At 57.6% G+C, this 20,238-nt stretch carries 19 protein-coding genes; 14 read left to right on the forward strand and 5 right to left on the reverse strand.

Annotation, left to right across the window (positions count from 1 at the left end; translation table 11 throughout):
- The first annotated feature begins 6 nt into the window (after positions 1 to 6).
- The 4 genes from RSSM_RS26405 (at position 7) to RSSM_RS26420 (ending at position 3,770) form a co-directional block, all read left to right on the forward strand.
- Positions 7 to 1,458, forward strand: coding sequence for an FAD/NAD(P)-binding protein (locus RSSM_RS26405; RefSeq protein ID WP_008686981.1), 1,452 nt, complete (start codon positions 7 to 9; stop codon positions 1,456 to 1,458).
- Between the two features lie 95 nt (positions 1,459 to 1,553).
- The gene (locus RSSM_RS26410) at positions 1,554 to 2,798 is read left to right on the forward strand and encodes a hypothetical protein (RefSeq protein ID WP_144060138.1); all 1,245 of its coding nucleotides are present in this window, start codon (positions 1,554 to 1,556) and stop codon (positions 2,796 to 2,798) included.
- A gap of 119 nt (positions 2,799 to 2,917) precedes the next feature.
- Complete coding sequence (gene arsC, locus RSSM_RS26415; protein WP_008686986.1) at positions 2,918 to 3,268, forward strand: arsenate reductase (glutaredoxin); 351 nt, start codon at positions 2,918 to 2,920, stop codon at positions 3,266 to 3,268.
- A 13-nt stretch (positions 3,269 to 3,281) separates the two neighbouring features.
- Positions 3,282 to 3,770 (forward strand): magnesium-dependent phosphatase-1, encoded by a 489-nt coding sequence (locus RSSM_RS26420; protein WP_008686988.1) that lies wholly within the window; start codon positions 3,282 to 3,284, stop codon positions 3,768 to 3,770.
- A 29-nt stretch (positions 3,771 to 3,799) separates the two neighbouring features.
- Here the strand turns inward: RSSM_RS26420 and RSSM_RS26425 are convergent, their stop codons facing one another.
- The 3 genes from RSSM_RS26425 to cysS form a co-directional block, all read right to left on the reverse strand.
- Positions 3,800 to 4,435 carry a 3-keto-disaccharide hydrolase gene (locus tag RSSM_RS26425; RefSeq protein ID WP_063709134.1) on the reverse strand — a complete coding sequence of 212 codons (636 nt, stop codon included), beginning with the start codon at positions 4,433 to 4,435 and terminating at the stop codon, positions 3,800 to 3,802.
- A 523-nt stretch (positions 4,436 to 4,958) separates the two neighbouring features.
- Complete coding sequence (gene ruvC / locus RSSM_RS26430; protein WP_008686995.1) at positions 4,959 to 5,486, reverse strand: crossover junction endodeoxyribonuclease RuvC; 528 nt, start codon at positions 5,484 to 5,486, stop codon at positions 4,959 to 4,961.
- A complete protein-coding gene (gene cysS, locus RSSM_RS26435; RefSeq protein WP_008686998.1) occupies positions 5,468 to 7,087 on the reverse strand; it encodes a cysteine--tRNA ligase in 1,620 nt (539 codons plus the stop codon). The genes ruvC and cysS overlap by 19 nt, the downstream gene beginning before the upstream one ends.
- Positions 7,088 to 7,737: 650 nt before the next feature.
- Between cysS and ilvN the strand changes: the two genes are divergently transcribed.
- The 6 genes from ilvN (at position 7,738) to RSSM_RS26465 (ending at position 13,641) form a co-directional block, all read left to right on the forward strand.
- Positions 7,738 to 8,280 carry an acetolactate synthase small subunit gene (ilvN, locus tag RSSM_RS26440; protein WP_008687002.1) on the forward strand — a complete coding sequence of 181 codons (543 nt, stop codon included), beginning with the start codon at positions 7,738 to 7,740 and terminating at the stop codon, positions 8,278 to 8,280.
- 252 nt (positions 8,281 to 8,532) lie between these two features.
- A complete protein-coding gene (gene ilvC / locus RSSM_RS26445; RefSeq protein WP_008687005.1) occupies positions 8,533 to 9,537 on the forward strand; it encodes a ketol-acid reductoisomerase in 1,005 nt (334 codons plus the stop codon).
- A gap of 4 nt (positions 9,538 to 9,541) precedes the next feature.
- Positions 9,542 to 10,144 (forward strand): DUF4254 domain-containing protein, encoded by a 603-nt coding sequence (locus RSSM_RS26450; RefSeq protein ID WP_008687007.1) that lies wholly within the window; start codon positions 9,542 to 9,544, stop codon positions 10,142 to 10,144.
- Between the two features lie 72 nt (positions 10,145 to 10,216).
- Positions 10,217 to 12,058, forward strand: a complete 1,842-nt coding sequence (locus RSSM_RS26455) for a SpoIIE family protein phosphatase (protein ID WP_008687009.1) — start codon at positions 10,217 to 10,219, stop codon at positions 12,056 to 12,058.
- Complete coding sequence (locus RSSM_RS26460; protein ID WP_008687011.1) at positions 12,039 to 13,175, forward strand: Gfo/Idh/MocA family protein; 1,137 nt, start codon at positions 12,039 to 12,041, stop codon at positions 13,173 to 13,175. Before RSSM_RS26455 ends, RSSM_RS26460 begins: the two co-directional genes overlap by 20 nt.
- A 91-nt stretch (positions 13,176 to 13,266) precedes the next feature.
- On the forward strand, positions 13,267 to 13,641 hold the full coding sequence (locus RSSM_RS26465; RefSeq protein ID WP_008687013.1) for a DUF2237 family protein: 375 nt from the start codon (positions 13,267 to 13,269) through the stop codon (positions 13,639 to 13,641).
- 43 nt (positions 13,642 to 13,684) lie between these two features.
- Here the strand turns inward: RSSM_RS26465 and RSSM_RS26470 are convergent, their stop codons facing one another.
- On the reverse strand, positions 13,685 to 14,221 hold the full coding sequence (locus RSSM_RS26470) for a hypothetical protein (RefSeq protein ID WP_008687016.1): 537 nt from the start codon (positions 14,219 to 14,221) through the stop codon (positions 13,685 to 13,687).
- Positions 14,222 to 14,444: 223 nt separating this feature from the next.
- A complete protein-coding gene (locus tag RSSM_RS26475) occupies positions 14,445 to 16,049 on the reverse strand; it encodes a 2-isopropylmalate synthase (protein ID WP_008687018.1) in 1,605 nt (534 codons plus the stop codon).
- A gap of 581 nt (positions 16,050 to 16,630) precedes the next feature.
- Between RSSM_RS26475 and argB the strand changes: the two genes are divergently transcribed.
- Genes argB through argF form a run of 4 tightly spaced genes read left to right on the forward strand, consistent with a single transcriptional unit; the run spans position 16,631 to position 20,205 of the window.
- Positions 16,631 to 17,494 carry an acetylglutamate kinase gene (argB, locus tag RSSM_RS26480; protein ID WP_008687020.1) on the forward strand — a complete coding sequence of 288 codons (864 nt, stop codon included), beginning with the start codon at positions 16,631 to 16,633 and terminating at the stop codon, positions 17,492 to 17,494.
- Complete coding sequence (locus RSSM_RS26485) at positions 17,491 to 17,883, forward strand: hypothetical protein (protein ID WP_008687022.1); 393 nt, start codon at positions 17,491 to 17,493, stop codon at positions 17,881 to 17,883. Before argB ends, RSSM_RS26485 begins: the two co-directional genes overlap by 4 nt.
- A complete protein-coding gene (locus RSSM_RS26490; RefSeq protein WP_144060139.1) occupies positions 17,843 to 19,273 on the forward strand; it encodes an aminotransferase class III-fold pyridoxal phosphate-dependent enzyme in 1,431 nt (476 codons plus the stop codon). The genes RSSM_RS26485 and RSSM_RS26490 overlap by 41 nt, the downstream gene beginning before the upstream one ends.
- The gene (gene argF, locus RSSM_RS26495; protein WP_008687027.1) at positions 19,270 to 20,205 is read left to right on the forward strand and encodes an ornithine carbamoyltransferase; all 936 of its coding nucleotides are present in this window, start codon (positions 19,270 to 19,272) and stop codon (positions 20,203 to 20,205) included. The genes RSSM_RS26490 and argF overlap by 4 nt, the downstream gene beginning before the upstream one ends.
- Positions 20,206 to 20,238: the final 33 nt, after the last annotated feature.

Raw genomic sequence — 20,238 nt, forward strand, 5'->3', positions numbered from 1 at the left:
TCCTTCATGCCAACGACTGCCATCATCGGTGGCGGATTCAGCGGAACGCTGGCCGCCGTCAACCTTGCTCGATTAGCCAAGACTCCTCATCGAGTTGTTGTGATCAACTCGGGACGACCATTCGGCCGCGGCACCGCCTATGGAACGACGCGCAACGAACACTTGTTGAACGTCGCGGCGCGAAACATGTCCGCGTTTCCCGACCACCCGTCACACTTCTTCGAATGGCTTCGATCTCGCTGTGATTTTGACGCGGTGGATGACGCGACTCTCAGAGAAACGTTCATTCCACGACGGATCTATGGCGACTACGTTCGCGGTTTGGCAGCGCATTACCTAGGCCCCGCCGACCCTCGTTCGAACGTGCAATGTGAAGTGATCGAGGATGTCGCGATCGATATCGAACCACGCGGAGCGAGCCAGACCGCTCAACCAGACGGCGGTAAGGGCGGGATCGTCACGTTGGAAAACGGCGAACCGATCGAAGCAGAATCGATCGTGCTCGCGACAGGCAATCAGCCTCCCGCTGGACTACCGGGTGCGAACAGATTGGCCAACGACAGTCGGTATTGCGGCAACCCTTGGATGAACTGGCACGAAAACCTACCCGCCGATGACAAACACATTGTCATCCTTGGAACGGGCCTGACGGCGGTGGATGTGATCGTGACGCTGCGTCACAAAGGCTGGTGCGGCAAGGTCACTGCGATCTCGCGCAACGGCATGTTGCCTCAACGTCATTTCCGTGGGATCGAATGGCCGCACGCGGTGCCTGATGACGGGCAGTCTCGATCACTGAAGGAGTTGGCTCAATTGATCCAACAAGACTGCCAGCGTCTTCGCGGAGCCAGCCAAAACCCCGCGATCGCGGTCGACAAACTTCGTAGCCGCACGCAGCAACTTTGGAAGGCGTTGACGCTCGACGAACGCAAGCTGTTCTTGAAGAAATACGCTGCGGATTGGAATGTGATCCGCCACCGAATCGCCGGACCGATTCACGACGCGATCACGGATGCCTTGGATTGCGGTCAACTGACGATTCGTCCCGCGACGATTCAATCGTTGACCGCCGGCGAGGATGGCATCGAGATTCACTTGGTCGGACGCGAGGGACAGGAAAAAATGATCGAAGGCGATTTGGTCATCAACTGCACCGGACCAAAGTCACGTTTCTCCGATTCGAATCTGCCGCTGTATCGAAACTTGTTCGAACGTGGTCTCGCCAAACCGGATGAGATGGATATGGGAATCGCAGTTTCCGACGATTTTGAAGTGTTGGACGCGAATGATCAGGCATCACCGTTCATGCATGCGATTGGCCCGATCTTGAAAGGCACGCTATGGGAGAGCATCGCAGTGCCTGAACTTCGCCAACAGTCCTTTCACGTCGCTCAATCGATCTTGCACCAGGAACCGGTTGAGATCCCGACAAAGGACACCCTCGAATATTGCATCTGAGTTCCCAAAAGAGGGCCGGTGTCATCGAATCCCCCCAGACGTCAAATTGGATCACGCGAATTCGTCAACTTCCCGAGGGAACGTTTGCGATTTCATTGTTTTCGTTTCTGACGGCGGCTTCGTATGTGGTCACGCGAGCCGTTGGCGTGGGGTTGTTCTTGTCACGCATTGGTACGGAACGATTGCCTTACGCACTCACCGGCGCGGCGTTGGTGGTGATCGTGTTGTCGGCGTTGACCCGCATCGTGGTTCGGTGGACGTCACCCCGTGCCGCTCTCGGCTTCACTTGGTCGGTACTCGCGGGATTTTCCGCGTTGCTCGCCGTCATGATTCGCCAGTCGCCGGACTCATTGCTGTGGCTGGGAACGCTGTTTGTCTTGGCGGAGGTTCGCGGCTGTTTGAATTCGGTATATCTGACCACGCTCAGCAATGACGCCTTCGGAAACGCGGGTTCCAAACGGCCCTATGTCTGGGTAGCCACCGGAGCGACGTTAGCCGGCGTGGTCATTGGTGGCATGCTCTCGATCGAAGCATCCAAAGTTCCCGGAGAGCTGTTCATGATCGCGGCGGTCGGATTGGATGCGTTGGCAATCAGCGTCATTCGATGGTTGCCTCGAACGAATGAACGTGACATGGTCTCATCGTCGCAACCCGAGAGAGACCCGCACGCCGAAACGATGAAGACGCGTTACCGCCGTGTACGCCACTATCGCTGGGCACTCGGTGCGTTGATGGCCGCGCAAGTCGTTGCGTTGACATTCATGGGGTACCAATGGAACGTCGTGGTCACCGAATACCACGCCGGCTACGAGCAAGGGATCATCGCATACTTCGGCGCGTTTTACGCGATCAATGACGGGTTGATTTTGCTGATGCAAGTCACCGCGGCGGGACGCCTGCTCGACCGTCTCGGAATCGGTTGGGTTTTGCTGTTGTATCCCCTCGCGTTGATGTGCGTTGCTCTGGCAATGCTCGCTTCGCCGCAGGTCGCGTACCTGTTCATAGTGGTTTCAATCGGCAGCGGCCTGAACGTGGTCCGCCGATCACTACACGATCCCGGTCTCGCATCGGCTTACGCGATCATGCGTCAGGACGTCCGTCGCGAAACGATCGTTGTTGTTCGCGGCATGATCAAACCATTCGTAGAAGCCGCCTCTGCGATTCTACTGCTGTGGCTCGCACCGCAACTCAGCCTGAGCAACATCACATTGATATGGATTTTGGTGCTCACACCGTGGCTCGTCTGCGCCCTCGTCGTGGTCAGCATCCACCACACAGGCGAACCCGACGTCGTCGCCCAAACACGCGACACCCAACGCGGGATCCTGACCACCGGATAGAACAGTTCTTTCGCGAGCGGGGATTGAAGAAATCGATGCGCGCGTTTCTGATGTGACGTCATTTCACGTTTCTTGCTTCAACAGTCTCTTGCTCCAACAATCTCTTGGTTAGTCCCGCGATGACGAAGATCTACCACAACCCACGTTGCACGAAATCACGCCAAGCCCTTCAGCTACTGGAATCTCGCGGCGTGGAAGCGGAAGTCATCAAGTATCTCGAAACGCCACCGACGAAAAAGGAACTCGGCGAAATCATCAAGATGCTGGGGATCCCGGCGGAATCGCTGGTCCGCAAAAAGGAAGCCCTCTACAAAGAACTCGGACTGGCCGACAAGAAGCTGACCAACCAGCAATGGATCGCAACGATGGTCGAACACCCGAAACTCATCGAACGCCCCATCGTGGTTCACAACGGCCAAGCCGCGATCGGCCGTCCGACCGAAAACATCACTGAGATCCTGGATACCTAGCGGCAGTTAACCGATGACGCGAACGGTTCCTCGATTGATCGTATTCGATCTCGATTTCACGCTATGGGATTGCGGTGGCACGTGGTGCGATTGTTTAACGCCGCCTTTCCGACAATCCGACGCTCGGTTGCTCGATTGTGGCGATCGACACATCCGGCTGTACGATGACGTTCTGTGGATCCTCGACCACTGCGACCAGCACAGCATCACGATGGCAGTGGCATCACGAACCGAGCAACCGCCATGGGCTCGCGAATTGATCGGCTTGCTCGGGATTACCGAGCGGTTCGCGCACGCGGAGATTTACCCCTCGTCCAAACTAAAACACTTCGCATCCCTCAGCCAACAAAGCGGCGTGGCGTACGACGAGATGTTGTTCTTCGATGATGAGATGCGAAACATACGTGAAGTCAGCTCGTTGGGTGTTACGAGTGTGTTCGTCGAAACCGGCATGTCACGAAAGCTGTTCGAACACGGCATGGCTCGCTTTGCCCAACCATGACCGCGTGGGCAACGACGATCGACAACGGGCTACAACTTCTTGATGCGAATGTTTCGAAACCAAGCAGGGTGGCCCCAATCTTGCAAACCGATCTTGCCCGAGGTCGGCACGGTCTTGCCGATCTTCACGTAATCCAGATCAACGACTTGCTCGCCATTGAGCTCCACCTGAACTGACTGCCCTTTGCACGTGATGATCATGCGATTCCACTGGCCAGCAGGCTTCGCCATGTTCTTGCTAGGAGGGATGACCTTTTGCACCGCGCCGCAGTCGTTCGTCGTCAGCGCCCCTTCCTTGCCGTGGGAATCGGAAAGTTCGATTTCGATAAACCCAGCTAGCGACTGGGAACGCAAAAACACGCTACTGTCGCCTCCTTCATCGAGCTTGAACTCGAAGTCGAGTTGGAAGTCACGAAACGAATACTTCGTCCAAAGAAACAACCGGTAGCTAAAGATTCCGCGTTTGCCTGGCTTCGGCTTCAGTGCCAACACGCCATCCTCTTCGACCAACCAAGTGCCGGCGGTCTCCCAGTGTGTCAGATCCTTTCCGTTGAACAGCGGCTTAAAGCCATCACCGTCTGCATCGCCAGCCCGCAGGTCATGCGAACAGACCAATGAGGCAGCCACTACAATGACTTTCAAACAAGCGGCACTTCGTGAGAACATCACGTTCCTTCCAGGCGAGATACGAATTAACGGTTGCTTGGCCCCAACAGCCCTCGGGCTGTCAGCCTCGATGAGTCATGTAAACAATGAACATACGTCACCACAGCAACCACACCATTTGGGGCAGGTGTATGTACTATGTTTGGAGAGACTCCGATTGTCCAACCATCGCCGCAAAACAATCGTCGACTTTCTCGCCAAAACGGAGGCTCGGACGACTCGGCAGATACTCAAACGCAAACGCAGAAACTAACGTTAGCATCGGAGACTCCAACCGCGGTATGCCCTCCCGAGGTGTTTGCGTGCTTGTATCTGAGATACCCAAGCTCCATCGCTTCCGGTTGCGGAGCAAACATTGAGCAGCTTTTGCGAGCTCTATTTTCCGGTAGTGGATCTCGTTAAAGATCCTGCTGCATGAGGATCTCTAACAAGATCCACTTCCACCTGCTCAAGAACCAAGCTGCGCCGGAATTCAGGCCCACCGAAGTTTAGTGACATCGGCTACATCAGTTTTAGATACGCTTTAAACACTCAGTGGATTGCCGGTGAGATAATGGCCGGTCAGCGCGATGGCCATCGCGTCGGCGACGTCGTTGGGCTCGGGGACCCTTTCGAGGCCGAGCTGTAACTTGACCGCTTGTTGCATTTGCGTTTTGCTGGCGCGGCCGTTTCCCGTCATGATCTTTTTGACACGGGTCGGCTCGAAACTGGATATCGGCAAACCTGCCTCGCCGGCGGCCAAACAAATCACACCGCGAGCGTGGCCCATGAGGATCGCAGTTCGCGGTCGCTCATAGTGCGAAAACAACTGCTCCAGCGCGACCGCGTCGACGGGATGAGCCGCGATGACTTCGCGAACGCCATCGCTGAGTTCTTTAAGCCGCTCGCCCAACGGATCGCGGGCACGACTGCGGACGACTCCCGCTTCCAACAGGAGCAACGTTCCGCCGCTGCGGCGGATCACGGCATAACCGGTCGTGTTCAGCCCCGGGTCGATGCCCAGAATACACTGGGCCGCGTCGGGGCGATCGACTACGAGCTGCGTTCCCAAGAGGTGCCTTCTTTCTTATCGAGCAACGCGACGCCGAGTTCGGAGAGCCGATCACGGATCGCATCGCCGGTCGCATAGTCTTTTCGCTCGCGAGCTTCTTTGCGGAGATCGATCAACAGGTTCACGACGCCGTCGAGCAACTCGGCGGCCGAGTCATCACCGCCTGCGGCAATCGGTGGTTTAATAAACAGACCGAGAACGCGAGCCAACTCTGCGATCACTTTCGTCGCGGTAACCAATCGTTGCACCGCCGGCGAATCCGCATCCGCTCCGGGCGCGAGTTTCTCTGAATCGATGAACCGGTTGAGCGTTCGCAGTGAGTCAAACAACACACTGATCGCGAGACCGGTGTTGAAGTCGTCGTCCATCGCATCGAGGAACTTCGTGCGAATGGAATTGATCGCGTTGAGCAACGGATCTTTGCCGGGATCGAACTCACTTTCGCTGCGCAGCCGGGGCGTTTCGAGGGAATAAAACGACTGCCCGGTGATCTCGGCGAAACGGTCGAAGTAGCGGTAGAACGCCTCGAGCGAAGTGCCCGCTTCGGCAAGGGTTTCCTCGTTGTAAACGATCGTGCTGCGGTAGTGGGTTCGCAACAGGAAGAACCGAATCCGTTCGCCGGTCTGCGTCCGGATCAACTCGGCCAACCCGCCCGCACCTTTGCTGCGGCTGATTTTGCCCGAGGCTGCTTCCTCCACCGATTCGGCGGACTCGGCGGCGGCGTTTTCGCGATCGCTCTTGCCTCCAATTTTGCCTTTCTCACCGGCACGCATCAAACCGTTGTGCATCCAATACTTCACCATCGGTGCGTCGTGGCAGCAGGTGCTCTGGGCACGTTCATTTTCGTGGTGGGGGAACATCAGGTCCAACCCGCCGCCGTGGATGTCAAACGTTTCGCCGAGAATCTCATGACTCATGGCTGAACATTCGATGTGCCAACCCGGCCGGCCGTCGCCCCACGGGCTCTCCCAGCTCGGCTCGCCCGGTCGTGCGGACTTCCAAAGGGCGAAGTCGCCAGGGTTGCGTTTCTTGGCGGCCGCGCCACCACCTTCGCCTTGTTGCGATTCGACGCTGCGGTTGGAGAGCTGTCCGTACCCGGCATCTTTGGTGACGTCAAAGAACACGTCCCCATCGATCGCATAGGCGAACCCTTTCTCCTCGAGCGAACCGATGAACGCAATGATTTGGTTCATGTGGTCGGTGGCGCGAGGCAGATGATTGATTTGGTTGACGCCGAGCTCTTTGAGGTTGGCCAGGTAATCGGCGGTCATCTCCGTCGCGATTTGGCTCATCGGGATGCCACGTTCCTTGCTCTTGTTGATCAGCTTGTCGTCAACGTCGGTGATGTTGACGACGAAGGTGACGTCGTAGCCGCAGTAGGTGAGGTACCGTTTGATCGTGTCGAAAATCACGGGGCCCACCATGTGACCGATGTGCGATTCGGCATAGACCGTCGGTCCGCACAGGTACATTCCCACGCGAGGCGGACGCAGCGGCGAGAACGGTTCCTTGGTCTTGCTGAGCGTGTTGTAGACCCGAATCGAGGGTCGCGTTTCCACGTTTTGGTCAGCCAGAGCGGGGGAGGTCACGGTCGAACTCATTTGTCACAAGAGAAAATAGAGGGAAAGTCGTGGGGCAAGCGAGTGCGGGAGTATAGGAAACATCGGCACCCCAGGGCGAGTCCATCTTTTCGGCGGTGATGATCCTTTTCGCTCGCGTGGGGCTCTTCGGACGGCAAGGGGCGGCCGGAACGAGCGGATCTGAATCAATCGCTGCCGAAATGGTTCCACCGCGGCGGATGTGGGCAAAATGCGGTTTTGGCGGTAGCGTGCGCAGAGCAAAATCACCTCTCCCGCGAACCTGATCGCCTCCGATGGGGCTCTTTTCGTTTAAACGGCGTCCACCGGCCGCCTGGGTTGCCTTCGAATCGGGTGCCCGGGATCTGATCGGCCCGGAAGCGGCTGGGTTCCCACGGAAACGCCCCCCCGGGAAGGCTAACCGGCAGGATCAGCCGACCGTCCACCCCCGTCCACGTGGCCGCATCGATTTTGCCGTGCCGATTTACTGCCGCCCTTGACCGCCCACGCTGACCGCCCTCCCTGACCGCCGACCCTGACCGCCCACCCGGGTACGTCCGTCAATCGACCGCTAAAGCTACCCTTGGCAGCGATGGGCGACAAAATTATCATGCCGCTCCAATTCGTCGCGCCCCACATCCTCTTTTACAGCTCGCAAGCTGTGTTTTTGCGTCATGGCCAACTCGAACTACCGTCACCTCCTCTCGGCACTCGTACAGAACGTGCCCGGGGTGTTGGCTCATATTTCCGGAATGCTCGCATCGCGTGGATTCAACATCGACTCCCTCGCCGTCGGCGAAACGGAGGATCCGGCACTTTCCCGGATGACTTTCGTTGTCGTCGGTGACGAACGAGTCCTCGAACAGGTCCGCAAACAACTCGAAAAGATCGTGACGGTCGTCCGCGTGCTGGACATCAGTTCCAACGACTTCGTTGAACGAGACCTCTTGTTGGTCAAAATCAGTGCACCGGCCGGCAGCGTCCGAACCGAAGTCCGCGAATTGGTCGATATTTTCCGCGGTCAGATCGTCGACGTCGGCCCGGACGAAGTGATGATCGAAATCAGCGGCCGCGAAAGCAAGGTGCAGGCGTTCATCGAGCGTGTTCGCCCCTACGGCATTCGCGAATTGGTCCGTACCGGTCGCATCGCGATGGTCCGCAGCGACAGCATGTCGACATCTTCCAACGCCCCCGGCGCCGAGGCGGTTCACGCGTAAGCCTATCTCTCGCATCCCCCCCGCCACTCGCACGGTCGACTCGCGAGTGGTCGGCCGCGATCCGATGGCAGAGCACCGACAGAAAAGTCATATAGCAAAGGCAATCTGGGCAAAGGCACTCAGGGAAGCGGCGTTTTCGCAACGCCAACGTTCACAAGGCCGACGCCGCTCGGATCATCGCATCGCAAAATCTCGACAAAACTAATTCCCATACCTCAATCTCCCCCGTACCCTTCGAAGGTTTCGACACTGATGGCTGCAACGATTTACTATGACAACGACGCTGATCTTTCCCATTTGAAAGGAAAGAAAGTTGCGATTTTGGGTTACGGATCCCAAGGTCACGCCCAGGCACAAAACCTTCGCGACAGCGGATGCGAAGTGATCATCGGCCAACGCCCTGGTTCGGCAAACTACGACCTCGCGGTCTCGCACAAGTTTGACCCGATGCCAATCGCCGAAGCGACCAAGGCAGCCGACGTCATCAACATTTTGCTTCCCGATGAAGTCCAAGGCGACATTTATCGCGACCACATTCGCGACAACCTTTCGCCGGGCAACGTTCTGATGTGCTCGCACGGGTTCAACATTCACTTCGGTCAAATCGAACCACCGAAGGGGATCGACACCCTGTTGGTCGCACCGAAAGGCCCCGGCCACTTGGTCCGCAGCGAATACGAAAAGGGCGGCGGCGTGCCAGCCCTGATCGCCCTGGGCGATGGAGCTTCGGAAACGACCAAGCAAATCGGATTGGCCTACGCAAAGGGCATCGGCGGAACCCGCGGCGGTGTGATCGAAACCACATTCGCGGAAGAAACCGAAACGGACCTCTTCGGCGAACAAGTCGTTCTCTGCGGTGGAGTCAGCGAATTGGTGAAAGCCGGTTTCGAAACGCTCGTGGAAGCCGGCTACCAACCGGAAATGGCTTACTTCGAGTGCATGCACGAACTCAAACTGATCGTCGACTTGATCTACCAGGGCGGTTTGAGCTACATGCGTTACAGCATCAGCAACACCGCTGAGTACGGCGACTACGTCTCGGGCCCTCGCGTCATCACGCCAGAAACCAAGGCTGAAATGAAAAAGATTCTCGAAGAGATCCAGTGTGGCGAGTTCGCTCGCAAGTGGATCAGCGAGAACCGCGCCGGTGCCCCGTTCTTCAAGTCAACACGTCGTCGCGAACGTCTCCATGAAGTCGAGCAGGTCGGTATGGGCCTCCGTCGCATGATGAGCTGGATCGACGAGAAAGAGGTTTGATCGAGTGACCCAATTCCCTCCGGTATCTGAACTGACGCGGTTGCAAATCGACTGCGTCGAAAAGTGGCACAACGAACCGATCTCGAATCCGTATTCGGGAATCGAGGAGTTGGTCTGCCGCCAGCACGAATTCAATTATCGTCTTTGGCACGAGGAAGACATCGCTCGTAGTCCCGATGCCACCGATGAACGAATCGCCGGAGTGAAACGGTCGATTGACAAGCTGAACCAGCAGCGAAACGACATGATCGAAAAGCTCGATGACGCGATCACGGAGATGCTCTCCGAATCCGGTGTCGGTGACACGTCGGCGCTGCCGATTAACACCGAAACCCCGGGCAGCGCCATCGATCGACTCTCGATCATGTCATTGCGTCTGTACCACTACGCCGAACAACGCGACCGCGACGACGCAACAGATGATCACCGACAAAAGGTGAACGACCGAATCGTGTTGTGCGAGGTCCAGCATGCAGACCTGTCCAACAGCCTGCAAACTTTGTTGGACGATTTGTTCGCCGGACGGAAGCAGCACAAGACGTATCGCCAGATGAAGATGTACAATGATCCGTCGTTGAATCCCGAAATTTATCGGGCGAAAGGCTAAACGCCGTAGGCGGATCGTTGTCCCGGCGGGATTGGTTTTCTGCTATTTCTTGAAATCGGACCTGCAGTTGTCATGGCATACGTTACGTCCACCATCAACGGCACACCGTCGGACCAATTTGAACTCGACCGCGACGAAATGAGGATCGGCCGGCATCCCGAGTGCGACATCGTCGTGGACGCCGGTGCGGTCAGTCGCTACCACGCGAAGCTCAACCACGTTGGCGGCGCGTGGATTGTCGAAGACCTCGGCAGCCGTAACGGGACGTTCGTCAACGGGCAGTTGCTCACACGCCCCCACTCGCTCGCCCAAGGCGACCGGATCCGCATCAGCGAAGTCGAGCTGCTCTTTCATAGCGACGAGATCCCGGAATTCGCCCGGGGCGGCACCAGCGAAATGACTTTCGACGGTACGAACTTCGGCATCCAAATGGTTGACGAAGCGGACACCGAAAGGATCGCGAGTTCGAAGATCGAATTCCGCAGCAGCGACCAGGGTCTGAAAATGACCGCGACGCCCGAGGCGAAACTCGGCGCGTTGATCGCCATCAATCGCAACCTCACCGGCGCGATTTCGCTCGACGAAGTCCTGCCCAAAGTGCTCACGAGTTTGTTCGAGGTGTTCCCGTCGGCGGACCGCGGATTCGTTGTGATGGAATCACCCGACGGGTCACTCGTCCCGCGTTGGGTGAAGACGCGTGCCAAGAACGACGAAACCGAAACGGTTCGCATCAGCCGCACGATCATTCGCAAAACGATGGAAAGCGGCGAGACGATTTTGTCGCTCGACGCGATGGATGACAGCCGGTTCGACAGCAGTGAATCGATCGCCGACTTTTCAATCCGATCGATGATGTGCGCCCCCTTGCACAACGCGGACGGGGAAGCGATCGGTGCGTTGCAAATCGATTCGACCCAGGGACGCGGCCAGTTCCGCGATGAGGACATTGACCTGCTCACCGGTGTGGCCGCACAGGCCAGCGTTGTGATTAACAACGCGCAACTGCACGAACAATCGTTGCGACAAAAGGAAGTCGAAACGGACCTCAAACTCGCAACGGAAGTACAGCACGCTTTCCTGCCGTCGCGGCAACCGGAAGTGCCGACCTATCGGCTCGAGAGCTACTACCAAGCCGCCAACCATATCGGCGGTGATTACTTCGACTATGTCGAACTACCCGACGGACGCGTTGCCGTCGTCGTCGCAGACGTGGTCGGACACGGGGTCGCGGCGGCGATGTACATGGCCAAACTCGCCGCGGAAACTCGGTTCTGCCTCGCCAGCGAACCCAACTTGGCTCGTGCGGTCGAGCGACTCAATGACTTGATGAGTGGCTTGCACGTCGAACGCTTCGTGACCTACCTGCTCGTGGTTATCGATCCGAACAGCAACTCCATTTCAATCGTCAACGCGGGGCACATGCCGCCCATCATCCGCGTCGCGGCAACCGGAGAGATCGCGGAACCCGGCGATGAAGAATCCGGTCTTCCGATTGCAATCGACGAAGGCATGGATTACGAAGTGACCACGTTCCCGTTCGAGGAAGGTGACCTGGCGGTGATGTACACCGACGGGATTAATGAAGCCATGAACGGCGAAGACGAAGAATGGGGCACTGATCCGCTTCGTCAAATCGTTCGGGAAGCCATGGTGGTCCCGGGCAGTGATGACATCGCCGCGTCAATCGTCAAACAACGGATCATCGAAAGCGTCTTTGACCACATGGGCGACGCCGTTCAATTCGATGATATGTGCATGGTGATCATCGAACGCACCGAAGCCCCGAAAAAGACACTCAGTTCCAACGAGACCGTCGAAGAAGACCTCGAACAAACAGAGAGCGATCTTTCGGGTATTGAGGATACTCCCATATCGCAACCATCGAGAGACCTGAATGACACAGTCGACAAATAGCCCAAGTCACGTCCGTTGGGGCATCATCGGCGCCGCCCAAATCGCTCGTAAGAATTGGAAAGCGATCCGGATGAGCGGCAACGGTGTCGTCTCCGCAGTGGCCAGTCGCGATCTCTCTCGCGCCGAAGCGTTCATTCATGACTGCTGCATGGAGGTCCCGCCGGTCACATTCGATGCGTCCGGGCAAGCCACCCTCGCGCGTCCGGTGGCGGTCGACGATTACCAACAACTCATCGACCGCGATGACGTTGACGCGGTCTACATCGCACTGCCGACTTCGCTGCGCAAACGATGGGTAGTCGCGGCGGCGAATGCCGGCAAACATGTGCTGTGCGAAAAACCAATGGCGGTCCACGCTGACGATGCCGAAGAGATGATCGGCGCATGCCGCGCCAACAACGTCACGTTCATGGACGGTGTGATGTTCGATCATTCCCAACGCCTGCCTGCGATGAAGCAGGTGTTGGCGGAGCCAGGCAAGGTTGGCACCCTCCGCCGAGTCCAAACGCATTTCTCGTTCTGCGCCGACGACTCGTTTCAATCGGACAACATCCGGGCGAACGCAGATCTAGAACCGCACGGATGTCTGGGCGACCTCGGCTGGTACTGCATCCGGTTCACCCTCTGGGCGGCGGACGATCGTTTGCCCACTGCCGTTTCAGGTCGTGCGATCACATCATACGAAGGCGGGAATGTACCGGCAGAATTCCAAGGCGAACTGAAATTTGACGACGATTTGTCAGCCGGATTCTTTTGCTCGTTCCGGTGCGTTAACCAACAAACAGCAACGATCACGGGCGACCTCGGCTACGTCACGGTCGATGACTTCGTACTGCCCTTCGTCGATGCAGAATCGAAGTGGCAACTGCATCAACACGAACTGCAGGTCGACAACTGTCGGTGGAACTTTGGACGTCACTCCGTCGGCGACGCCGTGCGAGAACATGCGTCTGGAGAAGCCGATTCGCAGGAAGTCCGCATGATCCGAAGCTTCGGCGAATCGGTCCTCAGCGGAACCCCGGATGCTCGTGCCGCTGATATCGCGATGAAGACTCAACGCGTGCTCGACGCCCTTCGACGCAGTGATGCAGAGAAGGGAGCATGGGTCACGTTGTAGTCGCGGTTAGCTGCGACGTTTCCACTGACCTGATCCGAAGTCTGACTACTCCGGCTACGTTTCTTCTTCCTACTCTTAATTAGTTCAAACAATGCCTGCTCAGAAATCGGGTGCCAAAAACGTCCTTGGAACGGAACTCGCCGTCTGCAGCACCGACCCGATGACGGGGTTCTATCGCGATGGATGTTGCAACACCGGCGGTCAAGACGTCGGGCTGCATGTCGTCTGTTGCGAGGTGACGGCGGAGTTTCTGCAGTTCAGTCGCGAGCGTGGCAACGACCTCTCGACACCGATGCCGATGTATCAATTCCCAGGCCTCAAACCCGGCGATCGTTGGTGCCTATGCGCGGCGAGATGGAAAGAGGCCTACGATGCAGGCAGAGCCCCTCAGGTGCATCTCGAGGCAACTCACATCTCCGCACTTGAGTATGCCAGTCTCGAGGAACTGAAAGAGCATCAAATTTGATTGACGGTTGACGTTGCCACCGAGACCGATACCGAGACCGAAATCAAAAGCCTGAACGACGCCACCAAAACCTCACGATTTCGGCTACCCTCTCGCCGTCGATCGGATCACCGATCGAAAGCTCATCGGCGAGTGCCGCAACCGCGGGCCACACGGGTGGTTCGGCGATCAATCGTTTCAGCCGGGAAATCGCGTCACCGAGAATACGACGCTGCCGTTCGGGCTGGGCATGCATCGTTCGCACGCACTGTTCGGCTTGCTGCCAATCGAGATGCCAACTCGTGACGTCAATCTCGTCGGCGTCTTCTTCACGGTACAACCATTCGGCAATCGGGCCGGCGAGGATCGTCAGCAACTCGCGTTGTTGTTGCCAGGGATGGTTCGGGTCGACGCGGCCCCAGTTCACGAGGCAGTCACCAAACCGCCTCGGTAAATCATCTTCGAGGTCATCATAGACGGACGCCTGTGAAAGCATCACGTGATCGATCTGTGCACCCAAAGCGCAACCGACCACAGCATGCCCGGCTTCGTGATATGCCGTGTACGTTTCGTCCTCGTCGGATTCCCAATCCCAATCCATGTTCGCCTTTGTGGCTTGTTGGCTTTCTTGAAATAATGTCGCCGACGTCGCTAGAGTTCGGGGGAGTCGGGGGACTGAATCCTGGCGGATCCAGCTACGAGGAGCGGATTCGTTGCATCTGCAAATGCGCTAACGCCGCGCGTCAGCGTGAGGCCTCGACGGCTCGGGATGGGTTACCGAGCACGACGAGGCTATCGCATAATCGCCGTGACGTGACGGACGCCTACGGCTGGGGCAGCTCGTTTTCGCTCGGGTCATTTTGACCGGCTGCGATGCGATCGATCGCGTTCAAGATCGCCAGGATCGTGCTCTCGACGCTATCGGTGCTGACACCGACGCCACGATAGCTGCGTCCTTTGTGCTCGACCTCGATGTTGACTTCGCCGATCGCGTCACGCCCTAACGTCGCGCTGCGGACCCGGAAATCCTTGCACACCAACTCGATCCCCGTAATCTTCTCGACCGCCCAGAAGGCGGCGTCGATCGGTCCGTCTCCCTGTTCGATCTGCTCGGTGAACTCTTGATCGCCGTGGCCGAGAGTCACACGGACGCGCGGGGTCTTGTCGCGTGAACTGGTCACTTCGTAATCGAGCAGAGTCCACTGAGTCGCCGACGTTCCGCTGATTTGCTGCTGCACCAACGCAACGATGTCGCCGTCGTAGATTTCTTTCTTCTTGTCGGCCAGCACTTTGAAACGATCAAACACCGACTGCAACTGTTCGCCGTTGAGCGTGAAGCCGAGTTGTTTCGCGCGATCGGCCAACGCCGCCCGGCCGCTGTGTTTACCCAACACCAAGTCGGTTTTCGAGAACCCGACTTCCTCGGGCGACATGATCTCGTACGTGCTGCGTTCCTTCAGCATGCCGTCTTGGTGAATCCCTGATTCGTGTGCGAACGCGTTGCGACCAACGATGGCCTTGTTGCGTTGCACGCTGATACCGGTCGTCTTGCTGACCAAACGGCTGACCGGAACGAGTCGTTTGGAATCGATTCCCGTGGTCAAGTTGAAATAGTCTTGGCGGGTTTTGATCGCCATCACGATCTCTTCCAACGCGGCATTGCCTGCTCGTTCGCCGATCCCGTTGATTGTGCATTCGATCTGACCGGCACCACCGGCGACCGCCGCCATGGAATTTGCGACCGCCATCCCCAAATCGTTGTGGCAGTGCGTGCTCAGCACGGCTTTGTCCATGTTCGGCACACGGTCACACAGCATTTTGAACCGGTCAAAAACCTCGCCGGGCGTGGCATAGCCGACCGTGTCAGGAACGTTGATCGTGGTGGCTCCCGCGTCGATAGCGGCTTCGACGACACGACAGAGGAAATCATGTTCGGTGCGGCACGCATCTTCGGGTGAAAACTCGACATCGTCGCAGTAGGCAGCAGCCCGTTTCACTCCGGCGATCGCTCGTTCGACGATTTCGTCAGTCGTCATCCGCAGTTTGAATTGCCGGTGGATCGCGCTGGTCGCCAGGAAGACGTGGATCCGTGCACTCGAGGCGACTTTCAACGCTTCCCACGCACGATCGATATCCTTCTCGTTGCATCGCGCCAAACCGCAGATCGTTGACCCGCGTACGGTTTGAGCGATTTGCCGTACCGCCTCAAAGTCGCCTGGCGATGCGATCGGAAATCCGGCTTCGATCACATCAACGCCCATATCGGATAGCGCCGCGGCAACCTCGAGCTTCTCCGACAGGTTCATGCTCGCACCGGGCGACTGTTCGCCGTCGCGGAGAGTGGTGTCGAAGATACGGATGTGACGCGGTGATGACTCAGGCGTCGGCTCGGCGGTCGGCTGATCCGATACAGATGTGGTTTCAGACATGAGAATTCAAGGAACGCAAGGGTTGTGACGGACGGTAAAGGAATGGGGGAAAGGGGAAATGGTCGGGCGGGGCCAGAACGGCCACCGCTCCGATCCACGAAATAGCCAAATCACAAAAAAAAGCCCGAGTCGCACAGCAAAGGCGGCTCGGGCTAATTCGTTTGATCGGTGGTCAGGAAAGCGATGCTCTACGTACCCACGACGAATCGGCTCGAGCTGCCTGGAAGCAGTCCGAGGTCGATAATAAGTCGTAGAGCTAGTCGGTTTCGCATGGCTTCAAAATAAACAGCGGGTCCAGACTTGGTCAAGCCTACCGAAAAAGGTTTTCGACACGACCGAGACGCAAAAAGAGCTTTCCTGTCTGAGAAACGCCGTCGAATACGCCGTAGTGGATCTTGTGAAAGCCGCTGCATGAGGATCCTTCACGAGATCCACTACCCGCAAATCGAGCTGACGGAACGACCAGGCCGCAAATTCAACCACTTCAGCCCCGGTCGCCGCCACGCGAAAAATACAAGCCGAATTGACCCCACGGGGGTGGGACCTTAGACTTTTCCGCTTTTCTTTCCCGGCAATTCTAAATGAATCAAGCGATCGCAAAAGCGGACACTCTCATCGAAGCGATGGGATGGATCCGCCGATTTCGTGGCAAAACGACGGTGATCAAACTCGGTGGCAGTTTGCTCGAAGATCGAACCGCGATGCACCATTTGCTGTTGGACGTGGTCTTCATGGAAACCGTGGGGCTGCGTCCCGTGGTGGTTCACGGTGGAGGTAAAGCGATCACGAAGGCCATGGCGGACGCAGGAATCGCCGCACAGTTCATTCGCGGACGACGAGTGACCGACGAAGCATCGTTGAAAGTGGTCGAACAAGTCCTCGCCGGTGAGCTAAACGTCGAATTGACCGAGACAATGGAACGGCTCGGCGGCCGGGCGATGAACCTATCGCCGCGAACGACCTGCGTGCTGCACGGAAAAAAGATGCTTGATCCCGATGGTGAGGATCTCGGTTTCGTCGGCGAAGTCACTTCGGTCGATCGAGACGTGATCGAAAGCCTCGCGTACACCGATCAGGTTCCCGTGATCCCGTCGCTCTGTTACGACGACGAGGGGCAACTCTATAACGTCAACGCGGATACCGCTGCGATGGCCGTGGCTCAGTCACTCGGCGCAGACAAATTGGTGTTCCTTTCTGACGTCAACGGCGTGCGAAAGGACGAGACCGACCCGAAATCGATCATTCCGGCCATGTCAGCGGAAACGGCGCGGGAGTTGATTGCCAGCGGCGTGATCCGTGGTGGCATGATTCCGAAGGTGGAGGCGTGCTTGCAAACGCTCGACCGAGGCGTCCAAAAAGTACACATCATCGATGGGCGGCTGCGTCATTCGCTGCTGCTGGAAATTTTCACCACCGATGGTGTCGGTACTGAGATCCACGCATGAACCAATCTCCTAGCGGCGATCGTGAGATTGATGCTCTCGCGGGTCGGGTTTCGCCGACCGGCACCGGTGATTTTCTGGCCGACGCGATCGCCTCGTGGGCGCACCAAAATTGGCCGAGCGGACTCGACGCACCACAGTTGACGTCCGGCGAGGACGGTTCGGCGGGTTGGCAAAACCGGCTCGCCGAGCGTTTGCGCGACGTGACCGGACTCGACTCCGCATCGATCGCGACCTGCCTGCCGGCCGGTTCGGTGGAAGAACTGTTGCAGTGGGCGATCGTGCTTTGTCGACGGCTGCACTTGTCGAAAAACGCCACGACCGACGAATCCGCATCCTCCGGAGACGGGGATGCGATCCGAGGGCGAATCCTGTGCGGCAGTCGGCGGTGACCAGTCGGGCCGGGGCGTGGTCGGTCGCATGGCGAGCGGACGAGCCGATCTGCGAGAAACCGCTTCGCCACTCGTTCCCGGATTCGTTCACTCACCGCTAGACGGACTGGCGCAGCGGATCGATGGCTCGATCGCGATGGTGTTGCTCTCGCCGGTTGATCTGTTTGACCAAGTGCGAGCGGTCTCGGCCGAACAATTCGCCGAGATTCGCGCAGCCTGCGACCAACACGGCGTCGCCTTGGTCATCGATCACCAAAGCATTCCTCCGATGGGCGGCGGTTACTTCTGGGTTCATGATTCGATCACGTCGGTGAATGCGGACGCGGTCATCATGGCAGCGGGGCTAACGGGCGGATTCGGTGGCGGCGTGCTCGCGTTGAACGCGGAGCTCTCCGAACAACTCATGGCACCGACGTTCGAACATTCGGACATGCCGATCCATATCCCCACCGCAGTCCTCGTCGATGCGACCCTGCGACAATGGTCTGAACAATCCTGGCAAAGCCGCGAACTCGACTCGTTCGCAACGTCACTCGCCGAACGGTTGGCGAAACGAGAAAGCGTCCGCGATTTGCACGTGATGGGCCGTTGCTTTGGAATCGAATTGGATCTCCCGGCGGCGCAGTGGCATGAGTACGCGGACCGCTTTGGTCTCCGAGTCGCAACGGCCGGTGAGTTTGCCGTGCGGATGCAATTGCCGCTGATTATCGACGACGAAGCAGAAACCGAATTGCTCGATCGAATGGATCGCGTCTTCGACGAAATCGAGGAACACGAACGGAAGTCTGCCGAGCCAACTAGCAACGCTGACCTCGAGACCGATCAAGACACCTCGGAAACCCCCGACGCTGACGATACCGACAGCGAAGAACCAAACGAGCAGCCTCCGGTTTCACCCAACGACGCTGCGGACTTCGACAATGCTGCGAACTTCGACAATGCTGGGGATTTCGACGACGCAGGGGATGATGCCCCCGACGACGAAACGGATGACGAGTTTGAAGAAGAGGACGAAGCCGACGAAGAATCGTTCGATGAAGACGATTCCGACGCCGATGAAGTCGAAGAGAGTGACGTCGATGACAGCGAAGTCAAAGACGATGATTTCGAAGAAGAAAACGAACTCGACGAAGATGGAGACGAGGATGCACTCGAACAAGAGTTCGAAGACAAATCGGACGATGAAGAGTCAGACTTCGATGAGCTAGACGATGACGAGTCCGGCGATGATTCGGATGACGAGGAAACAGACGACGATAATTTTGACGAAGACGTCGACGCGAATGATGACGACGACGATGAAGTAAAACGATCCCAATTCGACGGTGAAATCGCTGAGCGCGAAACCGAAGATTCGGATTCGAAAACCGATCCGGAGAACCAATCATGAGACATTTGTTGACCCTGTTCGATCTCACCCCAGACGAACTGAAATCAATATTGGCAACGGCGAATTACCTCAAAGCAGAACTGCGCGCCGGTAAACGCCCGCCCATCCTGGATCGGTACACGTTGGCTCTGTTGTTCGAGAAACCGAGCCTTCGAACCCGCGTCAGTTTCGAGACGGGGATGACCCAACTCGGCGGGAACAGTTTGTTCCTCGGCGAAGACGTCGGATGGGGCAAACGCGAAGCTCCCTCGGACTTCACCAACGTGCTCGGACAGTTCGTCGACGCGGTGGCGTGTCGCGCCAAACAGCACGATCGGGTCGAACAGCTCGCGAGCTTTGACGCAATGCCGGTGATCAACAGCCTCACGGATCTGTCGCACCCGTGCCAAGCGATCGCGGACGTCCTGACGATCCAAGAAGCGTTCGGATCGCTCGATAATCGCCACTTGGTCTTTGTCGGCGACGGCAATAACGTTTCACGTTCGCTCGCGTTAGCGTGTGCGATGCTCGACCTGCGTTTCACGCTCGCTTGCCCGAAAGGCTACGAACTCGACGACGAGTGGCTCGGCCGAATCAAGGAGCGATACCCCAACGCAAAGATCCAGCAGATATCGGATCCCAAAGAGGCCGTTCGTGATGCCGACGCGATCTACACGGATGTTTGGACCAGCATGGGACAAGAGGCCGAATCCAAGATCCGCCGCAAAGCGTTCGCGAACTACCAAATCAACGACGACCTGATGGAGGCCGCACCGTCGACCGCACGTGTGCTGCACTGCCTACCGGCCGTCCGCGGTGAAGAGATTACTGACGATGTGATTGACGGACCACAGAGCGATGTGATCAATCAAGCAGGCAACCGGATGCACGCACAAAAAGCTCTGTTGGTGTTCTTGCTGCGTCCTGAGTGGATTCAAAAGAACATCACGTAAGCATCGCCCCGACCGGTCGAGCGGATGTCAACG

It is taken from the genome of Aporhodopirellula sallentina SM41, from assembly GCF_000346505.1.
GTDB lineage: Bacteria > Planctomycetota > Planctomycetia > Pirellulales > Pirellulaceae > Rhodopirellula > Rhodopirellula sallentina.